The organism is Janthinobacterium sp. SUN120 (assembly GCF_030397735.1).
GTDB classification, from domain to species: Bacteria; Pseudomonadota; Gammaproteobacteria; order Burkholderiales; family Burkholderiaceae_D; genus Janthinobacterium; species Janthinobacterium kumbetense.
Genome location: NZ_JAPUBW010000001.1, coordinates 1,570,636 through 1,591,947, shown reverse-complemented (window position 1 = coordinate 1,591,947; position 21,312 = coordinate 1,570,636). Strand labels below are relative to the sequence as shown.

General features: G+C 60.9%; 19 protein-coding genes. 11 read left to right on the top strand and 8 right to left on the bottom strand.

The annotated features are described in order from the left end of the window. Positions 1-157 precede the first annotated feature (157 nt). Positions 158-1,834 carry an electron transfer flavoprotein-ubiquinone oxidoreductase gene (locus O0879_RS06910; RefSeq protein WP_174718100.1) on the bottom strand — a complete coding sequence of 559 codons (1,677 nt, stop codon included), beginning with the start codon at positions 1,832-1,834 and terminating at the stop codon, positions 158-160. 264 nt (positions 1,835-2,098) lie between these two features. Between O0879_RS06910 and O0879_RS06905 the strand changes: the two genes are divergently transcribed. Continuing rightward, entirely contained in the window at positions 2,099-2,875 is a 777-nt protein-coding gene (locus O0879_RS06905; protein ID WP_034752351.1) for an SDR family oxidoreductase, read from the top strand. 100 nt (positions 2,876-2,975) lie between these two features. On the opposite strand, the gene O0879_RS06900 is transcribed toward O0879_RS06905, so the two are convergent. Beyond that, positions 2,976-3,542, bottom strand: coding sequence for a LuxR C-terminal-related transcriptional regulator (locus O0879_RS06900; RefSeq protein WP_166450196.1), 567 nt, complete (start codon positions 3,540-3,542; stop codon positions 2,976-2,978). Positions 3,543-3,689: 147 nt separating this feature from the next. Here O0879_RS06900 and O0879_RS06895 point away from each other — a divergent pair, with 147 nt between their 5' ends. Both O0879_RS06895 and O0879_RS06890 read left to right on the top strand, forming a co-directional pair. Further along, positions 3,690-4,391: a CoA transferase subunit A gene (locus O0879_RS06895; RefSeq protein WP_077403224.1), complete on the top strand. Its 702-nt coding sequence runs from the start codon at positions 3,690-3,692 to the stop codon at positions 4,389-4,391. A 21-nt stretch (positions 4,392-4,412) separates the two neighbouring features. Next, positions 4,413-5,063, top strand: a complete 651-nt coding sequence (locus O0879_RS06890) for a CoA transferase subunit B (RefSeq protein WP_251349161.1) — start codon at positions 4,413-4,415, stop codon at positions 5,061-5,063. Between the two features lie 50 nt (positions 5,064-5,113). On the opposite strand, the gene O0879_RS06885 is transcribed toward O0879_RS06890, so the two are convergent. Both O0879_RS06885 and O0879_RS06880 read right to left on the bottom strand, forming a co-directional pair. Further along, positions 5,114-5,524, bottom strand: coding sequence for a DoxX family protein (locus O0879_RS06885; protein ID WP_077409084.1), 411 nt, complete (start codon positions 5,522-5,524; stop codon positions 5,114-5,116). 237 nt (positions 5,525-5,761) lie between these two features. Continuing rightward, positions 5,762-7,099, bottom strand: a complete 1,338-nt coding sequence (locus O0879_RS06880; RefSeq protein WP_257218648.1) for a dicarboxylate/amino acid:cation symporter — start codon at positions 7,097-7,099, stop codon at positions 5,762-5,764. A gap of 226 nt (positions 7,100-7,325) precedes the next feature. On the opposite strand from O0879_RS06880, the gene O0879_RS06875 reads away from it, so the two are divergent. From O0879_RS06875 to O0879_RS06865, 3 genes are read left to right on the top strand one after another with little or no spacing between them, the layout of a single operon-like run. Next, complete coding sequence (locus O0879_RS06875) at positions 7,326-8,207, top strand: alpha/beta hydrolase (RefSeq protein WP_077403235.1); 882 nt, start codon at positions 7,326-7,328, stop codon at positions 8,205-8,207. Positions 8,208-8,246: 39 nt separating this feature from the next. Beyond that, positions 8,247-8,597, top strand: coding sequence for a RidA family protein (locus O0879_RS06870; RefSeq protein WP_034784210.1), 351 nt, complete (start codon positions 8,247-8,249; stop codon positions 8,595-8,597). 39 nt (positions 8,598-8,636) lie between these two features. After that, positions 8,637-10,889, top strand: a complete 2,253-nt coding sequence (locus tag O0879_RS06865; protein ID WP_099664369.1) for a bifunctional (p)ppGpp synthetase/guanosine-3',5'-bis(diphosphate) 3'-pyrophosphohydrolase — start codon at positions 8,637-8,639, stop codon at positions 10,887-10,889. Between the two features lie 41 nt (positions 10,890-10,930). Here the strand turns inward: O0879_RS06865 and O0879_RS06860 are convergent, their stop codons facing one another. After that, positions 10,931-11,881, bottom strand: coding sequence for a cation diffusion facilitator family transporter (locus O0879_RS06860; RefSeq protein ID WP_289915591.1), 951 nt, complete (start codon positions 11,879-11,881; stop codon positions 10,931-10,933). 235 nt (positions 11,882-12,116) lie between these two features. Between O0879_RS06860 and O0879_RS06855 the strand changes: the two genes are divergently transcribed. Then, positions 12,117-13,124, top strand: coding sequence for a restriction endonuclease (locus O0879_RS06855; RefSeq protein WP_289915589.1), 1,008 nt, complete (start codon positions 12,117-12,119; stop codon positions 13,122-13,124). 143 nt (positions 13,125-13,267) lie between these two features. Here the strand turns inward: O0879_RS06855 and O0879_RS06850 are convergent, their stop codons facing one another. Together O0879_RS06850 and O0879_RS06845 are read right to left on the bottom strand one after the other, a co-directional pair. Next, the gene (locus tag O0879_RS06850) at positions 13,268-14,131 is read right to left on the bottom strand and encodes a pirin family protein (protein ID WP_289915588.1); all 864 of its coding nucleotides are present in this window, start codon (positions 14,129-14,131) and stop codon (positions 13,268-13,270) included. Positions 14,132-14,188: 57 nt separating this feature from the next. Further along, positions 14,189-14,788 (bottom strand): NAD(P)H-dependent oxidoreductase, encoded by a 600-nt coding sequence (locus O0879_RS06845; RefSeq protein ID WP_099664366.1) that lies wholly within the window; start codon positions 14,786-14,788, stop codon positions 14,189-14,191. Between the two features lie 124 nt (positions 14,789-14,912). Here O0879_RS06845 and O0879_RS06840 point away from each other — a divergent pair, with 124 nt between their 5' ends. Further along, entirely contained in the window at positions 14,913-15,818 is a 906-nt protein-coding gene (locus tag O0879_RS06840; protein WP_099664365.1) for a LysR family transcriptional regulator, read from the top strand. A 17-nt stretch (positions 15,819-15,835) separates the two neighbouring features. Here O0879_RS06840 and asd read toward each other — a convergent pair whose 3' ends face one another. After that, positions 15,836-16,684, bottom strand: coding sequence for an archaetidylserine decarboxylase (gene asd / locus O0879_RS06835; RefSeq protein ID WP_251349155.1), 849 nt, complete (start codon positions 16,682-16,684; stop codon positions 15,836-15,838). 283 nt (positions 16,685-16,967) lie between these two features. Between asd and O0879_RS06830 the strand changes: the two genes are divergently transcribed. The 3 genes from O0879_RS06830 (at position 16,968) to O0879_RS06820 (ending at position 21,193) form a co-directional block, all read left to right on the top strand. Then, positions 16,968-19,151: a TonB-dependent receptor gene (locus tag O0879_RS06830; RefSeq protein ID WP_289915586.1), complete on the top strand. Its 2,184-nt coding sequence runs from the start codon at positions 16,968-16,970 to the stop codon at positions 19,149-19,151. A gap of 118 nt (positions 19,152-19,269) precedes the next feature. Further along, on the top strand, positions 19,270-20,508 hold the full coding sequence (locus O0879_RS06825) for a DEAD/DEAH box helicase (protein WP_099668119.1): 1,239 nt from the start codon (positions 19,270-19,272) through the stop codon (positions 20,506-20,508). Positions 20,509-20,575: 67 nt separating this feature from the next. Next, positions 20,576-21,193 carry an LON peptidase substrate-binding domain-containing protein gene (locus O0879_RS06820; RefSeq protein ID WP_289913864.1) on the top strand — a complete coding sequence of 206 codons (618 nt, stop codon included), beginning with the start codon at positions 20,576-20,578 and terminating at the stop codon, positions 21,191-21,193. Positions 21,194-21,312 lie beyond the last annotated feature (119 nt).

The following is a 21,312-nucleotide window of genomic DNA, read 5'->3' as shown; positions in this document are numbered from 1 at the left end:
GGGAATTTGTTGACGCACGCCGCGCGAATGCGCACTTGCTGTTGCAGTTGGTCCAAAGTGCGGGCAATTCTGATCCTTCCGACAAAAAAACAGCGCACTGCCGGATGGGAGTGCGCTGTTCTGGCCGATTGTCAGCCGGTGCCGCGGAACCTTGCGATTACATATTCGGATAGTTCGGCCCGCCGCCGCCTTCCGGTGTCACCCACACGATGTTTTGCGTCGGATCCTTGATGTCGCAGGTTTTACAGTGCACGCAGTTCTGCGCATTGATCTGCAGGCGTTCGGCGCCGTCGTCGTTCTTCACGAACTCGTACACGCCGGCGGGACAGTAACGGGCTTCCGGACCCGCATACGTGGCCAGGTTGACGTCGACGGGCACGCTGGCGTTCTTCAGCGTCAGGTGGATCGGCTGGTCTTCCGCGTGGTTCGTGTTCGAAATGAACACGGACGACATCTTGTCGAAGGTCAACTTGCCATCGGGTTTCGGATACACGATCTTCTTCGACTGGGCGGCCGGTTTCAGGCATTCGTGGTCGCCATGCGAGTGGTGCAGGGTCCACGGCGCCTTGCCGCGGAAGATCAGCTGGTCGATGCCCGTCATCAGGCTGCCCAGGTACAGGCCTTTCGACAGCCATGGCTTGACGTTGCGCGCCACGTGCAGCTCTTCATGCAGCCACGATTGTTCGAAGGCGACAGGGTAGCTCGTCAGTTCGTCGTGCTGGCGCTGTTCGCCCAGCGCGCCGAAGGCTGCGTCCGCCGCCAGCATGCCGCTCTTGATGGCCGCGTGGCTGCCCTTGATGCGGCTCATGTTCAGGAAGCCCGCATCGCAGCCGATCAGCGCGCCGCCGGCAAACACCAGTTTCGGCAACGATTGCAGGCCGCCGGCCGCGATGGCGCGCGCGCCGTACGAGATGCGCTTGCCGCCTTCGAAGAACTTGCGGATTTCCGGATGCGTTTTATAGCGCTGGAATTCCTCGTACGGCGACAGGTACGGGTTTTCGTAGTTCAGGCCGACCACATACCCCACCATGACCTGGTTGTTTTCCAGGTGGTACAGGAAGGAGCCGCCGTAGGTTTTCGTGTCCAGCGGCCAGCCGCTCGAGTGGATCACCAGGCCCGGCTTGTGCTGGGCGGGGTCGATTTCCCACAATTCCTTGATGCCGATGCCGTAGGACTGCGGGTCCTTGCCGGCATTCAAGTCATACTTGGCCATCAATTGCTTGCCCAGGTGGCCGCGCGCGCCTTCGGCGAACAGGGTGTACTTGGCGTGCAATTCCATGCCCAGCTGGAAGTCGGGGCCCGGTTCGCCATCGCGCTTGACGCCCATGTTGCCAGTCGCCACGCCTTTGACGGAACCGTCGTCGTTGTAGAGGATTTCTGCGGCAGGGAAGCCGGGGAAGATTTCCACACCCAGGTTTTCCGCCTGCTGGCCCATCCAGCGCACCACATTGCCCAGCGAGACGATGTAATTGCCGTGGTTTTCAAAGCAGGCCGGCACGGCGAAGCCTGGCGTCTTATACGCTTTCGTTTCGGTCAGGAACAGGATGCGGTCTTCCGTCACTTCCGTGTTCAGGGGCGCGCCCAGTTCTTTCCAGTTCGGAATCAGTTCGGTCAGCGCTTTCGGGTCCATGATGGCGCCCGACAGGATATGCGCGCCCAGTTCGCCGCCTTTTTCCAGCACGCAGACGGACACTTCCTGGCTCTTTTCAGCGGCCAGCTGCTTCAGGCGGATCGCCGCGGCCAAGCCTGCGGGGCCACCGCCGACGATCACCACGTCATACTCCATGGTTTCGCGCGGTCCGTACTGTTCAACTAAGTTATTAGGCTGTGTCATGGTCTCGATTTATAGTCACTCAATTAGGTAGCAAGGATAGGGAATAAAGCATCATCGGGGAAATTTAAGCACGAGTGTGCTTGTTTTTGACGAGGATTGCAACTTTGGCGCCATTTTGCGTGACATTGCCCCTCGCCGCAATCTAAATCCGGCCATTTTGTGTAATGATGGCGTTTACCTTTGCTCAAGTGCGACGCAGGGTATTTTGCCCCTGCGCCATCGGCACGGCGTAAAGTGTTATCTAAAATAAAACAGGAGTAGCTCGTGGGCATAGAAGTCAATTTCGAGGGCAAGATTGCCCTGATTACCGGCGCATCGAGCGGCCTCGGCGCGCGCTTTGCGAAAGTGCTGGCCCAGGCTGGCGCGCAGGTCGTGCTGGCGTCGCGCCGCACCGAACGCCTGAAGGAATTGCGCGCCGAAATCGAAGCCGATGGCGGCGCCGCGCACGTGGTGTCGCTCGACGTGACCGACTTCGCCAGCATCAAGTCGGCCATCGCGCACGCGGAAACGGAAGCGGGCCCCATCGATATCCTCGTCAACAATTCCGGTGTCTCCACCACGCAACGCCTGGTCGACGTCACGCCCGAGGATTACTCGTTCGTGATGGATACCAACCTGCGCGGATCGTTCTTCGTGGCCCAGCAAACGGCCAAGCGCATGATCGCGCGCGCCAAGGGCGACCCGAAGAAGCAGCACCGCATCATCAATATCGCCTCGATGGCGGGCTTGCAAGTGCTGCCGCAGATCGGCGTGTACTGCATGAGCAAGGCGGGCATGGTGCACATGACGCGCGCCATGGCTGTGGAGTGGGGCAAGTACGGCATCAACACGAACGCCATCTGCCCCGGTTACATTTCCACGGAAATCAACGAAGATTACTTTGCCACCGAACAGGGCAAGAAATTGATCGAAATGCTGCCGAATAAACGTCCGGGCAAGCCGGAAGACCTCGACGGCCTGCTGCTGTTGCTGGCGGGCGAGGATTCGCATTTCATCAATGGCGCCATCATTTCCGCCGATGGCGGCATGAGCACCTTTTAACGCCATAAAACCTGCTGCGCGTTGCGCTTTGCGGCCACAAATCGCTGCCGCTCGCGACGGTTTTACTTGGCGTTAAACGATAGTGACCTTGGCTGCAGCCCTAGCGCTGCAGCTGCAAGCCCACCAGCTTGTGCACCAGCTCGGACGAGGTCGAGGCGGCGAACTTGCGCATCAGCTTGGCGCGGTGCATTTCCACCGTGCGGGGGCTGAGGTCGATCTGGCGGGCGATGACCTTGCTCGTCTTGCCTTCCACCAGCAGGGCGGCGATTTCGCGCTCGCGCGGCGTCAGTTCCGCCGTCACGGGACGTTTCTCGCTGACATCCTCGAACGTCCAGATGCCCGGCCCCAGCGGTTCCCGCGGCAGCATGGCGTGGCCCGTGACGTGGCACCAGAACAATTCTCCATTACTGCGGCGCATGATGCGTTCGTCCGAATAGCGGCCCTTGGCGTTCATGATGGGGATGATGCGGTCACCCGTGCGCAGGAATTCGTCGTGCGTGGGGTAGAGTACTTCGAACGACTGGTCGTCCAGCTGGGCGCGCGCATAGCCGAACATGGCCGCCAGCGCTTCGTTGCAGCTGCGCATGATGCGGTTTTCCGACATGCACATGCCCACGGGCGCGTGCAGGAAGATACTTTCATAATCGATGGCTGACGCGGCGTTCATCTGATACGTATCACTCTCACAGGGGGATTGCCGGCACGGCGCCGGTAGTTCTACGGTATTGTACTTTCCACTCGCGTATTTTATGCTGAGTCGCTGCCTGAGTCATGGACTCAAGACCAAAGCTTAACAAAAGATAGAGGGACACCCATGAATAAAGTTTATCCTGACGCCGCCTCGGCGCTGGCCGGTATCGTCCAAGATGGCCAGACCATCGCCGTTGGCGGCTTCGGCCTGTGCGGCATACCCGAAGCCCTGATCGGCGCCTTGCGCGATTCGGGCGTGACGGGCCTGACGGCCATTTCGAATAACGCCGGCGTCGACGGTTTCGGCCTGGGCCAGCTGCTGACCACGCGCCAGATCAAGAAAATGATCGCCTCCTATGTGGGCGAAAACAAGGAATTCGCGCGCCAGTACCTGGCCGGCGAACTGGAACTGGAATTCACGCCGCAAGGCACCCTGGCCGAGAAGCTGCGCGCCGGCGGCGCCGGCATTCCCGCCTTCTTCACCAAGACGGGCGTGGGCACCATCGTCGCCGACGGCAAGGAACTGCGCGAATTCGACGGCGAACAATACGTGATGGAACGCAGCCTCGTGGCCGATGTGTCGCTGGTGAAAGCCTACATGGCCGACCGCGCGGGCAATTTGGTCTACCGCAAGACGGCGCGCAATTTCAACCCGAACGTGGCCATGGCGGGCAAGATCACCATCGTCGAAGTGGAAAAACTGGTCGAAGTGGGCGAGATCGACCCGGACCAGGTGCATACCCCCAGCATCTTCGTGCACCGCATCGTGGTCAACGCGAACCCGGAAAAACGCATCGAGCAGCGCACCGTGCGCGCCGAAGCATAAAAATAGAATACGGAGATTATTATGGCTTGGACACGTGACGAAATGGCCGCGCGCGCGGCAAAGGAATTGCAGGATGGCTTTTATGTGAACCTGGGCATCGGCTTGCCGACCCTGGTGGCGAACTATGTGCCGGAAAATATCGAAGTGTTCCTGCAGTCGGAAAACGGCTTGCTGGGCATCGGCCCGTTCCCCACGGACGAGGAAGTCGATGCCGACCTGATCAATGCCGGCAAGCAGACGGTGACGGCCTTGCCGGGCGCCGCCTACTTCAGCTCGGCTGACTCGTTCGGAATGATCCGCGGCGGCAAGATCAACCTGGCCATCCTGGGCGCCATGCAAGTGTCGGAAAAGGGCGACCTGGCGAACTGGATGATCCCAGGCAAGATGGTCAAGGGCATGGGCGGCGCGATGGACCTCGTCGCCGGCGTCAAGAGAGTCGTCGTGCTGATGGAACACGTGGCCACGGCCAAGGATGGCACGACGTCGCACAAGCTGCTGAAACAGTGCGACTTGCCGCTGACGGGCGTGGGCGTGGTCGACGTCATCATCAGCGACCTGGGCGTGATCGACGTGACGGAAAACGGCTTGAAGCTGGTGGAACTGGCGCCGGGCGTGACCAAGGAACAGGTGCAGGCGGCCACGGGCGCTGAACTGGACGTTTCCGCCGTATAAACGGATCATTGCAGGCAATGAAAGGGCGGACAGCGATGTCCGCCCTTTTTTTATGCGCCTGCCTTGCCGCGCAAGCCGTCCAGGCTGTAGGCGCCGGCGCCTGCCACTGCGAAATACAGGAAGGTGAAGCAATACATGACGGCCATTTCGCCGCCGTTCAGGATCGGCAGGAAGCCGGCAGGCGCATGCGCCATGAAGTAGGCGGCCGCCATCTGGCCCGACAGGATGAAGGCGACGGGGCGAGTGAACAGGCCCACCAGCAGCAAGCTGCCGCCGACGAGCTCGATGACGCCGGCCGCGCCCATCACGGACAACAGTTGCAAGCCGTCGAACATGGCCACGTGCGGCGCGCCGAACAGTTTGGCCGTGCCGTGTTGCAGGAAGAGGAAGCCGAGGATGATGCGCAGCAGGCCCAGCAGGCGTGGGTTCCAGGTGGCGTAGAAGGCGGGCGAGAGGGACATGACGTACTCCATTCAAAGGTGAGGATGGTTCGGTGTCAGGCTTGCATTAACGCAATGTCATTATGCGGGAACCAGGTGGCGAACAGGTGATCGTACTGTAATGGTTTTTCATTCATTGATCATCCAATGAAATATTGATGGATGATTTACTGTTTGTTGATGATGCCGGCAAAAGCCTGCGCGCATGAAAAAAGCCCCGCAGATCGCTCTGCGGGGCTTTTCAATGAAGAGTACAGCTTACTTGACGATATTCACGCTGGGCGCGACATACGCGTCGTCGGTCGGGTGGGTTGGATGGGCCAGCTCGCTATGCAGCTTGTCCATGTCCAGTTCTTTTTCCCATTTCGACACGACGATGGTGGCCACGCCGTTGCCGACGAAATTGGTCAGCGCGCGGCATTCGCTCATGAAGCGGTCGATGCCCAGGATCAGCGCCATGCCGGCCACAGGGATGGTCGGCACCACGGCCAGGGTGGCGGCCAGGGTGATGAAGCCGGCGCCCGTGATGCCGGACGCGCCTTTCGAGGTCAGCATCGCCACGCCCAGGATGGTCAGTTCCTGCCAGATGGTCAGTTCCGTGTTGGTAGCTTGCGCCACGAACAGGGCAGCCATGGTCATGTAGATATTGGTGCCGTCCAGGTTGAACGAGTAGCCGGTAGGCACGACCAGGCCGACGACTGGCTTGGAGCAACCGAGGCGCTCGAGTTTCTTCATCAGGGCCGGCAGTGCCGATTCCGACGAGCTGGTACCGAGCACGATCAGCAGTTCTTCCTTGATGTACAACAAGAAGCGGCCGATGGAGAAGCCCGTGTACTTGGCGATCAGGCCCAGCACGACGAAGACGAACAGGAAGCAGGTCAGGTAGAAGGAACCCATCAGTTTCGCCAGCGGGATCAGCGAAGCCAGGCCGTATTTACCGATGGTAAAGGCCATCGCGCCGAACGCGCCGATGGGAGCGACTTTCATGATGATGTTGACCATGCCGAAGATGGCATGCGACAGCTCGTCGATCAGCTTGGTGACGGGACGGCCGCGCTCGCCCAGCAGGGACAGCGAAAAGCCGAACAGGATGGCGATCAGCAGCACTTGCAGGATGTCGCCCTTGGCGAAGGCGTCGACGAAGGTCTTCGGGATGATATTCATCAGGAAGTCGACGGTGCTCATGCCTTCGGCGTGCGTGTATTGCGCGATCGACTTGGCGTCCAGGTGGGCCGGATCGGCGTTGAAGCCGGCGCCCGGTTTGAGGATGTTAGCAACCAGCAAGCCGATGGCCAGCGCGAAGGTGGAGACCACTTCGAAGTACAGCAGCGCCTTGCCGCCCACGCGGCCGATTTTCTTCACATCCTGCATGCCGGCGATGCCGGAGACCACGGTACAGAAGATCACCGGGGCGATGATCATCTTGATCAGTTTGATAAAGCCGTCGCCCAGCGGTTTCATGTCGACGGCGTTCGATGGGTAGAACACCCCCAGCAGCACGCCAGCCACGATGGCGAACAGCACCTGTACGTACAGGATTTTATAGAATGGTTTTTTCACGAGTGGTCTCCTCTTGCGGGTTGATGCTGCGATCATCCGCCCATTGCCAGGCAGGCTCAATTGTGGATAACCGCAGATATGCATTTTCGCTATATCGGGTATTGCGCCATGGCGAAGGTGCCAGTGCTGTGCTGCGGCGCAGCATTTCAGGCGCGCGCTTGGAGCATTGCCCGCGCTGCGCTACACTGCCGTAGCGTCGCGCGCGGGACACCCCATGGCTGGCAGGAAGCGGTGCTCTTTTTATATCGAATAAGGAAATCGCATGATCGAAGCGAGCATCAAGTCAGTGCAATGTATCTCCCCCGCAGGCTTGCACACCATGTCGTATAAAGAGTGGGGCGCGGCGGACAATCCGAACGTGCTCGTCTGCGCCCATGGCGTGACGCGCGTGGCGGACGACTTCGACAACCTGGCGCGCGCCATGGCCAGCGATTACCGCGTGATCTGCCCCGACGTGGTGGGACGCGGGCGCTCGGGCTGGCTGGCCAACCCGCAGTTTTACCGCGTGCCGCAATATGTGAGCGACATGGTGACCCTGCTGGCGCGCGTGCTGGCCAATGGCGAGCGCCAGACGGTGGACTGGTTCGGCACCTCGATGGGCGGCTTGATCGGCCTGGGCCTGGCATCGTTGCCGGACAGCCCGATCAGCAAGCTGGTCTTGAACGATATCGGCCCGACATTGGCGCCGGAAGCCTTGCAGCGCATCGGCGACTACATCGGCCAGGACCTGCGTTTCGAGACATTCGAGCAAGGCGCCAGGTTCGTGCGCGACGTGTCCGCCAGCTTCGGCCCGCACACGGACGCGGAATGGCATAAACTGGCGGTGGATGTGTTGCGCCAGGATAAGGATGGCCACTGGCGCCGCCACTATGATATGGGACTGGCCATGCCGTTCCGCTCGGCCACGCCGGAATCGGCGGCCAGCGACGAAGCCATGCTGTGGGCCGCGTATGATGCCGTGCGCTGCCCCACCTTGCTGGTGCGGGGCTCGGAATCCGATCTGCTGTCGCACGAGACGGCCACGCTCATGCTGGGCCGCGGCCCGAAGGCGGAATTGGTGGAAATCGCCGGCGTCGGCCATGCGCCCACGTTCGTGCACGACGACCAGATCGCCATCGCCCGCAAGTTTTTGCTGGGCAAGTAATACCGCTGTACAGATTTTGAAACAACCGAAAGAAGAAGCATGGAAATTACACGACTGCACGTAGGCAAACGCCTCTCCGAAGTAGCCATACACAACAACACCATCTACCTGGCTGGCCAGATCGCGGAAGACACCACGCAGGGCATCGTCGGCCAGACGCGCGAAGTGCTCGGTCACGTCGACCGTCTGCTGATGGAAGCGGGCAGCGACAAGACTTGCATCCTGTCGTGCCAGATCTACATCGCCGACATGAAAGATTTTCCCGGCATGAATGAAGTGTGGGATGACTGGGTGGCTTCCGGCCACACGCCGCCGCGCGCCACGGTGGAAGCGAAGCTGGCCAATCCGGCTTGCCTGGTGGAAATCGTCATCATCGCTGCAGAGCGTTAAGTTATTTAGTTGTTGAGTTATTAAGTTTAAAGGTATTACATGGTTTCCATCTCGGCCCCGAATAGCGTCACCTCGGAACAACTGGTAGAGGGCTTGAGTGCGCCGGACAGCGCGCGCGTGCTGGACGCGCTCGCGTATGCCACCGAAGCGTATGGCGACAAGCTGACCTTTGCCGGCCGCTCCGCGCTGGAGTTCGCCCTCGGCGTGGCCACCACGCTCGCTTTCCTGCGCAGCGATGCGGAAACGCGCATCGCCGGCCTGATGTTCGAGCTGACCCTGCTGGAACCGGACACGGCAGCCGATATCGAGCCGCGCTTCGGCAAGCAGGTGTGCGACCTGGCAACAGGCGTGCGCCAGTTGATCCGCTTGCGCGCGCTGACCCAGGCGCAGCACGGCAGCGCTGGCGGGCGCGGCAAGAATGCGGCGCAGCAAGCCGTGGCCCAGGTGGAAACCCTGCGCAAGATGTTGCTGGCAATGGCGTCCGACATGCGCGTCGTGCTGGTGCGCCTGGCTTCGTGCGTGACCACCTTGCGCTATTTCGCCGAGTTGAAATTGTTCAATGAAATGACGCGCGAGTATGGCAAGGAAACGCTGGACCTGTACGCGCCGCTGGCCAACCGCCTCGGTATCTGGCAGCTGAAGTGGGAACTGGAAGATTTGTCGTTCCGCTTCATCGAGCCGGAAGCGTATAAACGCATCGCCAAGATGCTGGAAGAAAAGCGCATGATGCGCGAGGGCTTCGTGTCCTCGGCGATCTTGCGCCTGCAGACGGAGCTGGCCTCGGCCGGTATCCAGGCAGAAGTATTTGGCCGCCCGAAACACATTTACAGCATCTGGAACAAGATGCGCGGCAAGGAGCTGGACTTTACAGCCCTGTACGACGTGCGCGCCTTCCGCGTCATCGTTGCCGACGTGAAAACCTGCTACACGGTGCTGGGCGTGGTCCACAATATCTGGACCCCCATCCCGAAAGAATTCGACGATTACATTTCGCGGCCGAAACCCAACGGTTATCAATCGCTGCACACGGTGGTGACGGCCGAGGATGGCCGTCCGCTGGAAGTGCAAATCCGCACGAATGAAATGCACAGCTTTGCCGAGTACGGCGTGGCCGCGCACTGGCGCTACAAGGAAGAGGGCGGTTCGAACTTTGCCGGCCAGAAATACGACGAAAAGATCGCCTGGCTGCGCCAGTTGCTGGCGTGGAAAACCGAGGTGGCCGACGCCGTCGTGGGCCAAGAAGAAATCCAGCGCGAATGGGTGGAAAAGCTCAAATCCGCCACCCTGGACGACCGTATCTTCGTCATGACGCCGCAGGCGCGGGTGCTGGAATTGCCCGTGGGCGCCACGCCCGTCGATTTTGCGTATCACTTGCATACGGACGTGGGCCACCGCTGCCGCGGCGCCAAGGTCGACGGCATCATGGTGCCCCTGAATACGCAATTGAAGAACGGCCAGACCTGCGAAATCATCACGGCCAAGGGCGCGCCGGGTACGGCGGGGCCGTCGCGCGACTGGCTCAGCGCCGGCTACGCCGTCAGCACGCGCACGCGTTCGAAGATACGCGCCTGGTTCCACGCCATCGACATGCAGGAAACCCTGGCCCACGGCCGCGCGCTGGTGGAAAAGTCCCTGCAGCGCGAAGGCAAGACGGCCGTCAACCTCGAAGCGCTGGCGCAAAAGCTGGGCTTTGCGAAAGTCGACGAATTGTTCCTGTCGGTGGGCAAGGATGAATTCAGCCTGCGCCACGTGGAGCAGGCGCTGCACGACAATGGTGAAGTGGTGGTGCCGGAAGACGCCGTGCTGGTCGGCAAGAGCCGCGCGTCCAGCGTGGAGCAGGGCGCCAAGTCCGGCGTGCTGGTGGTGGGCACGGAAGGCCTCATGACGGTGCTGGCCAAGTGCTGCAAGCCGGCGCCGCCGGACAGCATCGTCGGTTTTGTGACGCGCGGCAAGGGCGTCTCCATCCACCGCGCCACGTGCAAGAACTTCGAGGAAATGCGCGCCAAGTCGCCCGAGCGCGTGATCTTCACGGAGTGGGGCAGCACGGGCGGGCACGATACCGTGTATCCGGTCGACATCTTCATCCTGGCCGGCGACCGCCAGGGCTTGCTGCGCGACATCTCCGAAATCTTTTCGCGCGAAAAGATCAACGTGATCGGCGTCAACACCCAAAGCGCCAAGGGCCAGGCCCGCATGACGTTTACGGCCGAGATCAGCTCGACGGCGCAGTTACTAAAAGCGCTGAATGTGATCAAGGACGTCAGTGGCGTGCTGGAAGCAAGAAGAAGTTAATTTATCTGTGGGAATCCGGCCCGGATTCCCACGTCTCCCTGTCAATGCGTCTTGTCGCTCGCATGCAAACCGGCCATCGTGGCCGTCTCCGGCTGCAAAGTAATGTGGTCGATACCGTGCTTGCTGAGTAACATTTTCTTGATCGCGCGCAATACCTTCGGCCAATGGTCGAGGTGCTCGATTTCCACGTGGCCGATCAGGGCCGGCTGGCCCGGCGACATGTCCCACACGTGCAAGTCGTGCACGGCAATCACGCCGTCCACTTGTTCCACGTCCGCACCCACCTGGATGTAGTCGATATGCATGGGCACGCCTTCCATCAGGAAATGGTAGGACTCGCGCAGCACGCCGAATGTCGACTTTAAGATCAGCAGCGACACCAGCACGGACAGCAGCGGGTCGATCTGCATCCAGCCCGTGAAGTAAATCACGGCGCCGGCGACGATGGCGGCGACCGAGCCCAGCAAATCGCCCATCACGTGCACGAGGGCGGCGCGCGTGTTCACGCTTTGCTTGTCTTTCGACAATACCCACGCCACCACCACATTGATCGCCAGGCCGATGAAGGCGACGATGAAGACCATGCCGCCCTTCACGGGTTGCGGGGAGGAAAAACGCAGCGCCGCTTCGTAGCAGATCCAGCCCACCACGCACAGCATGGCCAGGCCATTGACGAAGGCGGCCAGCGCCTCGGCGCGGCCAAAGCCGAACGAGTGGCGCGGCGAAGGAGGGCGGCGCGCGATCAGTTGCGCCAGCAGGGCCAGGCCCAGCGCGGCCGCGTCCGTGACCATGTGGCCCGCGTCGGAAATCAGGGCCAGCGAATTGGACAGGAAGCCGGCCGCCACCTCGATGCCGGCAAATGACAGGGTCAGGCCCAGCGCCCAGGCGAGGATACTTTGGCTGCGGCCCTCGAACGAGTGGGTGTGCTTGGCGTCGCCCTTCAGGTGGGCGTGCAAATGGGTGGCGTCGTGTTCGGTGTGCGTCGGATGCATGGAATGCTTTGTGGAATGATGTTGCCGCCAGTGTAATTGAAAAGTAACAAGGCGGCTAACGCGCATCCTGGTGTTGGGATGCCAAGATGTCGTGAAATTGCTTGAAAGGCTATTTTATTAATTGCCTAATAGGCTAAGCGGCGGGCTTTGCTGGTTGGCAATACGACGCACATCGCCAGGGTAAATGACATTTATGTTATCTTTCCGCGCAGATATTTAATAAAGGGTAGCGTCGATGGCAAAGATGTGGATGATTCGGGGTGAAGGCGGGCGTTTGTATGATGATTTTCGGGAAAGGAAGGCCGCTGCAATCGGTTGGGCGGAACTTGCTCCTAAAGCAAAGCCAGGAATGAGCAGGAAAGAGTTAACGGTAATCTATCAACAAGTAGAACCGAATGTAAAGCTCGGGACTGCCATTTCTGGTGCTTCCCAAGTATGGCGTTTCATAAACGAGATTCAGGAGGGGGATTGGGTCGTCACTTACTCGCCAGCAAATCGTACTTATTTGGTCGGCAAGGTGACGGGCCCATATCAATATCGCCCGGAATGGACAGAAGATGATATGCCACTGATCCGGCCAGTTCAATGGAAAACCATTGAAGTTGAACGAGATATGTTGAGCGTTCGCAGCAAAAATACCTTGGGTGCTACGTTAACGGTCTTTTTGCTGCCTGACACGGTCATGCAAGAGTTGCTATCTGATTCCAAGGTGTCGAGCGGCTTTGGGACTTCGTCCATGATTGCAGATACTGAAGAGCTGGAGCCGGAAGCAGATCCGCTTGCCGGGTTGGAAATCCTCGCGATTGAACGTATCAAAGACTTGATAAGTCGACTTGATTGGGAAGAGATGCAAGATTTGGTCGCAGGTTTGCTGCGAGCAATGGGTTACAAAACGCAAGTCTCGCCTGCTGGCCCAGATAGGGGAAAGGATATTATTGCCTCACCGGATGGTTTTGGTTTTGAAAATCCTCGAATAATTGTTGAGGTAAAACATCGGAAGGGACAAATGGGCACGCAGCAGATTCGTAGCTTTCTGGGCGGTCGTCACAAAGATGATCGTGGCCTGTATGTTAGTACCGGCGGATTTTCAAAAGAGGCCTATTACGAAGCAGAGCGTGCGAATGTGCCGTTGACTTTATGGACGTTGGATAATTTAGTACGCGCACTGGTCGAAAATTACGAACAAACTGATTCCGAGACTAAGCGCCTTGTACCACTTAAACGAACTTACTTTCCAGCGTAGTTCGTCTAGTGAAGCGCATGGTATTGTTAAGCGTCGTCGTTGAAAGAGAGGACCCGCATGTACGCGTTGGTTCTCTCTTTCGATTTATTCACTATTGAATAGCCCCAAAGAATAGCCCCAAAAATTCTTGGGGTTTCTCCTTGTTACTCGCCAAACTTGCCTTCACGGAAATCCTGCACGGCCTGGAACACTTCCGCCTGGGTATTCATGACAAACGGGCCATACTGCGCGATCGGTTCGTTCAAGGGCTGGCCGGCGACGAGGATCACGCGGCCGCCTTGCGGCGCTTCGATGCGCACGCCGTCGCTGCCTGGCGTGTTGGCGAAGATCGCCATGCGCAGGGCGGGCACGGCCTTGCCATCGACCTGCACTTCGCCACGGAACGTGTACAGGAAGGCATTATGGCCTGGCGGCAAGGGCTGCTCGAAGCTGGCGCCGGCCGGCAAGTCGATGTCGAGGTACAGCGGTTCCGTCAGCTCGCGCTGCACGGCGCCCGTCACGCCATGGCTGGCGCCGGCGATCACTTGCACGGTCACGCCCGCGTCCGTCGTGTAGCGGGGGATTTCGCTGCTGTCGAAGTCGCGGTACCACGGCGTGCGCATCTTGTCGCGCGCGGGCAGGTTCAGCCAGAGCTGAAAACCTTCCATCACGCCTTCTTCCTGTTCCGGCATTTCCGAGTGGATCACGCCGCTGCCGGCCGTCATCCATTGCACGCCGCCCGAGGTCAGCAAGCCTTCGTGGCCCGCGCTGTCCTTGTGGCGCATGCGCCCCGTGATCATGTACGAGACGGTTTCGAAGCCGCGGTGCGGATGCTCGGGGAAGCCGGCGATATAGTCGTTCGGCTTGTCGCTGGCAAAGTTGTCGAGCATCAAGAACGGGTCGAGGCGGCGCTGCAGCTGCTGCGTCAGCACGCGGTTGATCTTCACGCCGGCGCCATCCATGACGGCCTGGCCGGCGATCACGCGCTCGACGGCGCGTGGTTTGTTGACGGTGGTGGTATCGCTCATTGTTCTCTCCTCTAGGCCAGGACGACGCCAGTGCGCCGCCCCTTTCACTGCTGGGGATTACACCAGGATCGCGTTGATCTCGGCGTCCGCCTGGGCTTGCGCCTTGGCCACGGCTTCCGGGCCCATGCCCATGCCTTCCGAATACACGTATTGCACGTCGGTCAGGCCCAGGAAGCCGAACATGGTGTTCAGGTAAGGCACCTGGCTATCGTTGGCGCTGTCGCGGTGCAAGCCGCCGCGGGACAGGCCCACGTAGACTTTCTTGCCGGTCAGCAGGCCCACGGGGCCGTTTTCCGTGTACTTGAAGGTGACGTTGGCGCGGGCAATCGCGTCGAACCAGCTTTTCAGTTGCACGGTGATGCCGAAGTTGTACATGGGCGCGCCGATGACGATGACGTCAGCCGCTTGCACTTGCGCAATCAGCGCGTCGTCCAGGGCGATGCGGGCCGCTTGCTCCGGCGTACGCTTGTCCGCTGGCGTGAACAGCGCTTGCAGGGTCGGCTCGTCGAGCACGGGGTGCGGTGCGGCAGCCAGGTCGCGGCGCACCAGGGCGGCGCCGGGGTTGGCCGCTTGTACGCGGGTAACGATGGCGTCAGCCAGGCGGGTCGAGGCGGAACCGGTGCTGCGGGCGCTGGAATTGATTTGCAGGATGTTCATCTTGTTTCTCCGTTGTGAGGTGTCTTGCGATGGATGAACTATAGCAATTCCAAAATTGATGCGGAAGCCGTTAAAATGGATAACATTAATCCACTAATGGAACAATCGAACGTAAAGGTCAGTGATGGATATCGATCCTGGAGATTTGCTGCTGTTCGCCCGCGTCGTCGAATGCGGCAGTTTCTCGCGCGCCGCCGTGCGCGTGGACTTGCCCAAGTCGACCCTGTCGCGGCGCATCTCGCTGCTGGAAGCGAAATTAGGCGAACGGCTGCTGCTGCGCACCACGCGCAAGCTGGCGCTGACGGAATTCGGCGCCAGCCTGCTCGAGCATGCGCGCAAGGTGGTGGAAGAAACGGAGGCGGCCGGCGCGCTGGCCCAGCACCGCCAGGCAGGCCCCAGCGGCTTGCTGCGCATTTCCATGCCGGCCGATTTTGGCGACACGCTGATGCGCCAGGTGCTGGCCGAGTTCGTGCGCCGCTATCCGGCCATTTCGCTGGAACTGGACTTGTCGGCGCGTCGCGTGGATTTGCTGGAAGAGAACTTCGACCTGGCCATCCGCATGGGCAACTTGCCCGACGACGCTAGCCTGGCCGCGCGCCGCGTGGCCTTCAGCACCCTGGCGCTGTATGCCTCGCCGCAATACACGAGCGTGCACGGCTTGCCCGAGCATCCCGACGATCTGTATGGCCACGATTTGCTCAGTTTGCCACGGTCCGTGCATGGCCTCGTGCACTGGACTTTGATCCGCGGCAAGACGACGTGGGAACGCGACTTGCCCGTGCGCCTGCTGGCGAACTCGCCGGAATTGCTGGTGCGCATGGCGTGCACGGGCGTGGGCATCGCGGCCAGCACGGACCGTTTTGCCAAGGCGTATGTGGCGACGGGGGAATTGGTGCGGGTCTTGCCGGAATGGAGTTTTCCGCTCGTCACGGGCTGGGCCGTGTTTCCCGGCCGGCGCTTGATGCCGGCCAAGACGCGCGCATTTCTGGACTTGATGGAGGAAATGTACCGGACCGACGCGCCCGTCTAGGCGCGCGTCTTGCTGCCTTACTTGGGCAGCTTGCCCATGACTTCGCCCAGCTGCACGGGGCCGGCCGGCTGCCAGCTGGCATTGAAATCGACCGTGTTTTTCGGGAACAGCATGACGACGGTGGAACCGAGCAGGAAGCGGCCCAGCTCGTCGCCTTGTTTCAGCACGACATTGTCGTTGGCATAGCTCCAGTCGCGAATTTCACCCGTGCGGGGCGGGTTGACGACGCCGTGCCAGACGGTGGCCATGCTGCCGACGATGGTGGCGCCCACCAGGGTCATGACGAAGGGGCCGTTGGCCGTGTCGAACACGCAGACGACGCGCTCGTTGCGGGCGAACAGGCCGGGAATGCCGCGCGCCGTGGTCGGGTTGACGGAAAACAGTTCACCGGGAACATAAATCATGCGCGTCAAGCGGCCATCGCAGGGCATGTGGATGCGGTGGTAGTCGCGCGGGCTCAGGTACAGATTGGCAAAGCTGCCGTGTTCGAACTGGGCCGCCAGGGCCGCATCGCCGCCGACCAGGGCCGTCGTGCTGAAATGGTGGCCCTTGGCCTGGAAGATCTGGTCCTTGTCGATCGTGCCGAACTGGCTGATGCGGCCGTCGACGGGGCAGACGTAGTCCGCTTGCGCCAGCGGACGCGCGTCCGGGCGCAGCGCGCGCGTGAAAAAGTCGTTGAAGCTCGCGTAGTGCGTGATGTCCGGGTCCAGCGCCTCATCCATGTTGACGTTGTAGCGGCCGACGAACCAGCGGATCAGGCGCGTCGTCATGGCGCCGCCCTTGGCGCCGGCGATCCGGCCGGCAAAATTGGTCAACGCTCCCTTGGGCAGCAGATATTGAGGCAAAACGGCAAGACGGTCAGACACGATGGGAAGCCTTTGACGGGGTGATGGGAACAATGATGAAAACGCATTATAGCGGCGATGTGGCGCGCAATGATATGTACCGTATGCAAGGGGGCATAGCGCAGCCGGCTACCGAATTTAATTTGCCATAGGAAATATTTTCAGGAAACTGTGCCACGCGGAAAAAATTACAGCACAATACAGCGGCCTGTTTTTTAGCTTTTAGCCATTTTTATTCAGCCAACTTTTTAGCCAGGTCATGATGCCACGCCGTTGCCTTCGCCTTACCGTCCTTTGTTCCTCCGTGTTACTTGCCTGGAATGTCCAGGCCCAGCAATCCGAAACGCCAGCCGCGGATGCCGCCGCTGCGCCGCTGAAGGCAGAGAAGGCCGAGAAATCCGCCGCTCCCGCCATGCAGACCGTGGAAGTGAAGGGCAGCGGCTACGATCCGCGCCGCGACGATACGGCCAGCAAGATGATCGTGGGCAGCGAGGAAATCCTCAAGTATGGCGACACGAATGTCACCGACGTGCTCAAGCGCTTGCCCGGCATTACCGTGTCCGGCGCGGCGGGGCGCTCGGGCGGCGAAATCCGCATGCGGGGCCTGGGCAGCGGCTACACGCAGATATTGCTCAACGGCGAGCGTGCGCCGGCCGGTTTTTCGCTCGACACCCTGTCGCCCGACGTGATCGAGCGCATCGAGATCTTGCATGCGGCCAGCGCCGAATACAGCACGCAGTCGATCGCCGGCACCATCAACGTGGTGCTGAAAAAGGCCGTCAAGACGGCGCAGCGCGACGTCAAGCTGGGCGTGGGGGGCGGGCGCGATGCGTTTTCCAGCAATGGCAACCTGCAATTGTCGGACAAGGATGGCATTTTTTCCTATTCGCTGGCGGCCTCGTTTTATCGCTACGATTATCACTATGCAAACCCGGCACGGGACCTGGGCTATGCGCCGGAAGGCCAGCAAAATCTGCTGCGCAGCAGCAAAGGCACGGGCGATGGCCGTTCGGAAGGTATCAATATGTCGCCGCGCCTGAACTGGGCTTTTGCCGGCGGCGACAATCTGACGGCGCAATTTTTCCTGAATGTGGGACGCAACGAAAGCCGTACGCACAGCCGTACCGACACGCTCATGGGCTTGCGGCCGGACTACGATACGAATGACAGCGACGGCGGCAACCATTATGTCTTTGGCCGTACGGATCTGACCTGGGTGCGCAAGCTCGATGGCGGCGCCAGGCTGGAGCTGGGACTGCGCGTAGGCCTGAGCAATAATTCCTCCGATAACCATCCGCTCGGCCATATCGATGGCGTGGGACTGGCGCTGGACCGTAGCGCGCGCGTGGATGCGTCGGAAAAGAGCGTGTCGTCCACCGGCAAGTATTCTTCGCCGCTCATCCCGGGCCATGCCTTGTCGATGGGCTGGGATGGCAGCTACGGCAAGCGGGATGAAGAGCGCTGGCAGCGCGAGCTGGCCTTGCCGGGCGGGCGCCCTCCATTCAACGTCGATGAAGACTTCAATGCCGACATCAAGCGCCTGGCGCTGTATGCGCAGGACGAGTGGGAGATCACGCCGCGCTGGTCCATGTATGCGGGCGTGCGCTGGGAAGGCATCGATACGCGCAGTATCGGCAATACCTATGACGAGGTGCAGCAGCGCAGCAGCGTCTGGAGCCCGTTGCTGCAAACCTTGTGGAAATTGCCTGATACCAAGGGCGACCAGGTGCGCCTGGCCTTGACGCGCACCTACAAGGCGCCGGCCACTTCCAGCCTGATTCCACGCCGTATGATGTCGACGAACAATAGCCAGACCGAGCCTGACCGCGAAGGCAATCCGAACCTGAAGCCGGAGCTGGCGCTGGGCATCGACGCTTCCTACGAACATTACTGGGCCGAAGGCGCCTTGCTCAGCGCGCGCGCCTCGGCCCGCCGCATCGATGGCTACACGCGCCAGGGTTTGTTATATATCAATGAGCGCTGGGTATCGACGCCCGTCAACGACGGCCGCGCGAATACGCAGACACTGGAACTGGAAGCGAAGTTCCCGCTGCGCGCCGTGCTGGCCGCTCCCGTGCCGGCCATCGACTTGCGCGCCAGCGTCAGCCGCAACTGGTCGCAGGTGGAGCACGTGCCGGGACCGGACAACCGGCTCGACCAGCAAACCCCCGTCAGCGGCAACTTTGGCCTCGACTACAAGACGCCCGATGGCATGCTCACCACGGGCGGCAGCTTCAATTTCCGCAATGGCGGCCCCGTGCGCATCACGGAGCGTCAGAGCGCCTACACGTCGCCGCGGCGCGATCTCGACATTTATGCGCTGTGGAAATTCGATGCGAAGAACCAGTTGCGCCTGGCCGTGTCGAACCTGCTGGCGCAGGATTTTGAAAGCACCACCACGTATGCGGATGCCAGCGGCACGATCGTGCGCAACAACATTTCGCCGAGTTCGCCGCAGGCGCGCGCGACCATGGAAATGAAGTTCTGATGGCGATGTTTTAGTTGTGAAACCCCGGCCGGCATCCCCGCTGGCCTATAATCTCGGCAATTGCGCGCACGGCCCGTCCGTGCGCGCCACCTTTTCCTTTGCCAAGATTGCTTTTCCCATGACGTTTTCCTCCCTCGGCCTGATCGATCCCCTGGTCCGCAAACTTGACGAGCTCGGCTATGCCAAGCCCACGCCCGTGCAGGCGCAAGCGATTCCTGCCGTACTGGCCGGGCGCGACCTGATGGCCGCCGCCCAGACGGGCACGGGCAAGACGGCCGGCTTTGCCGTGCCGCTGCTGCAGCGCCTGACCCTGGAAGGGGTGGTGGCGCCCCAGTGCGTGCGCGTGCTGGTGCTGGTGCCCACGCGCGAACTGGCCGAGCAAGTGTATGCGAGCTTCCGCAGCTATGGCGGCAACTTGCCGCTGCGCAGCTTTGTCGCCTACGGCGGCGTGCCCATCGAGCCGCAGATCAGCAAGTTGCGCAAGGGCCTCGACGTGCTGGTGGCCACGCCGGGCCGCTTGCTCGACCTGCAGACGCAGGGCGCCGTCAAGTTCGAGCAGGTGCAAACCCTGGTGCTGGACGAGGCGGACCGCATGCTGGACCTGGGCTTCGAGCGCGAACTCGACATATTGCTGATGACCATGCCCAAGCAGCGCCAGACGCTGCTGTTCTCGGCCACCTTCTCGGACGCCATCCGCGCCATGGCGAAAACCATGCTGAAGGATCCCGTCTCGGTGGAGGTCAGCGCGCGCAACAGCACGGTCAAGGCCGTGAAACAGTCGGTGATCGTGTGCGACAAGAAACGCAAGCCGGAATTGTTTTTGCACTTGCTGAAGAAAAAGCGCTGGGGCCAGGTATTGGTCTTCGTCAAGACGCGCAAGGGTGTCGAGCTGCTGGTGAACACCTTGCTGGAGCAGGGCGTGCGCGCCGATTCGATTCACGGCGACAAGACGCAGCCGAACCGCCTGCGCGCGCTGGCCCGCTTCAAATCTGCCGAAGTGCAAGTACTGGTAGCCACCGACGTGGCTGCCCGCGGCCTGGACATCGATCAATTGCCCGTCGTCGTCAATTTCGACTTGCCCACCGTGGCGGAAGATTATATCCACCGCATCGGCCGCACGGGCCGCGCGGGCGCCTCGGGCGAAGCGGTCTCGCTCGTTTGCGCCGACGAGGTGGAATTGCTGTCGGCCGTGGAAGCGCTGACCCGGCAAACCCTGAAACGCAACGAGGAAGCCGGTTTCGAGGCGGAACACCGCGTGCCGGGCACGTCCGCCGGCGGCACGATACAGAAGAAAGCCGTGAAGGTGCTGGCGCCGAAGGCGGCGGAGCGGGCGAAAAAACGCCGCTTCTACAAGTAAGCGGGGAAGTTGGCCAGGCAGGGCAAGGCGCGCAGCACGGATATGCCATTCGTGCCATCATGCGCCTATGACCTCGATACCTTTGTTCCCGCTCAATACGGTGCTGTATCCCGATGGCTATCTGCCCCTGCAGATATTCGAGGTACGCTACCTGGACATGATACGTCAATGCATCATGGGCGAGCAGCCGTTCGGCGTGGTGCAGCTGCTGGACGGCGCGGAAGTGCGCAAGCCGGGCCAGCAGGAAACCCTGGCGCCCGTGGGTACTCTGGCGCGCATCGTCGACTGGGCCGCGCCCCTGTCGGGTTTGCTGCAAATCAAATGCATGGGCATGCAGCGCTTTCACATCGTGTCCAGCGAGCAGCTGAAGCACGGCTTGTGGGTGGCGCGGATCGAAACTCTGGCACCCGACAAGACCATCCCCATCCCGCAAGAGCAGCAGAACGTGGCCGACGCGCTCGGCGCCCTGATCCGCACCTTGCAGGAGCAAAAGATCCCGCCGGAGCAAATGCCCCTGCAGCCGCCATACCGGCTCGACGAGTGCGGCTGGGTGGCGAACCGCTGGTGCGAGCTGCTGTCGCTGAACGCCATGCAGAAGCAGCTTTTGCTCAGCCAGGACAATCCCGTGCTGCGCCTGGAACTGGTGCAGGATATGCTGACGGAGAATGGCTTGCTGGAAGAATAAATCAGCCGAAGCCGCATGTTTGCACACGCTTCCGTTGTGCAATTGCAATTTCTATTGAGAAATACTTTACGCTTTGCCGCCGCTGGCATAAGATAATGCCCCTGGGCAAGATTGCCCTG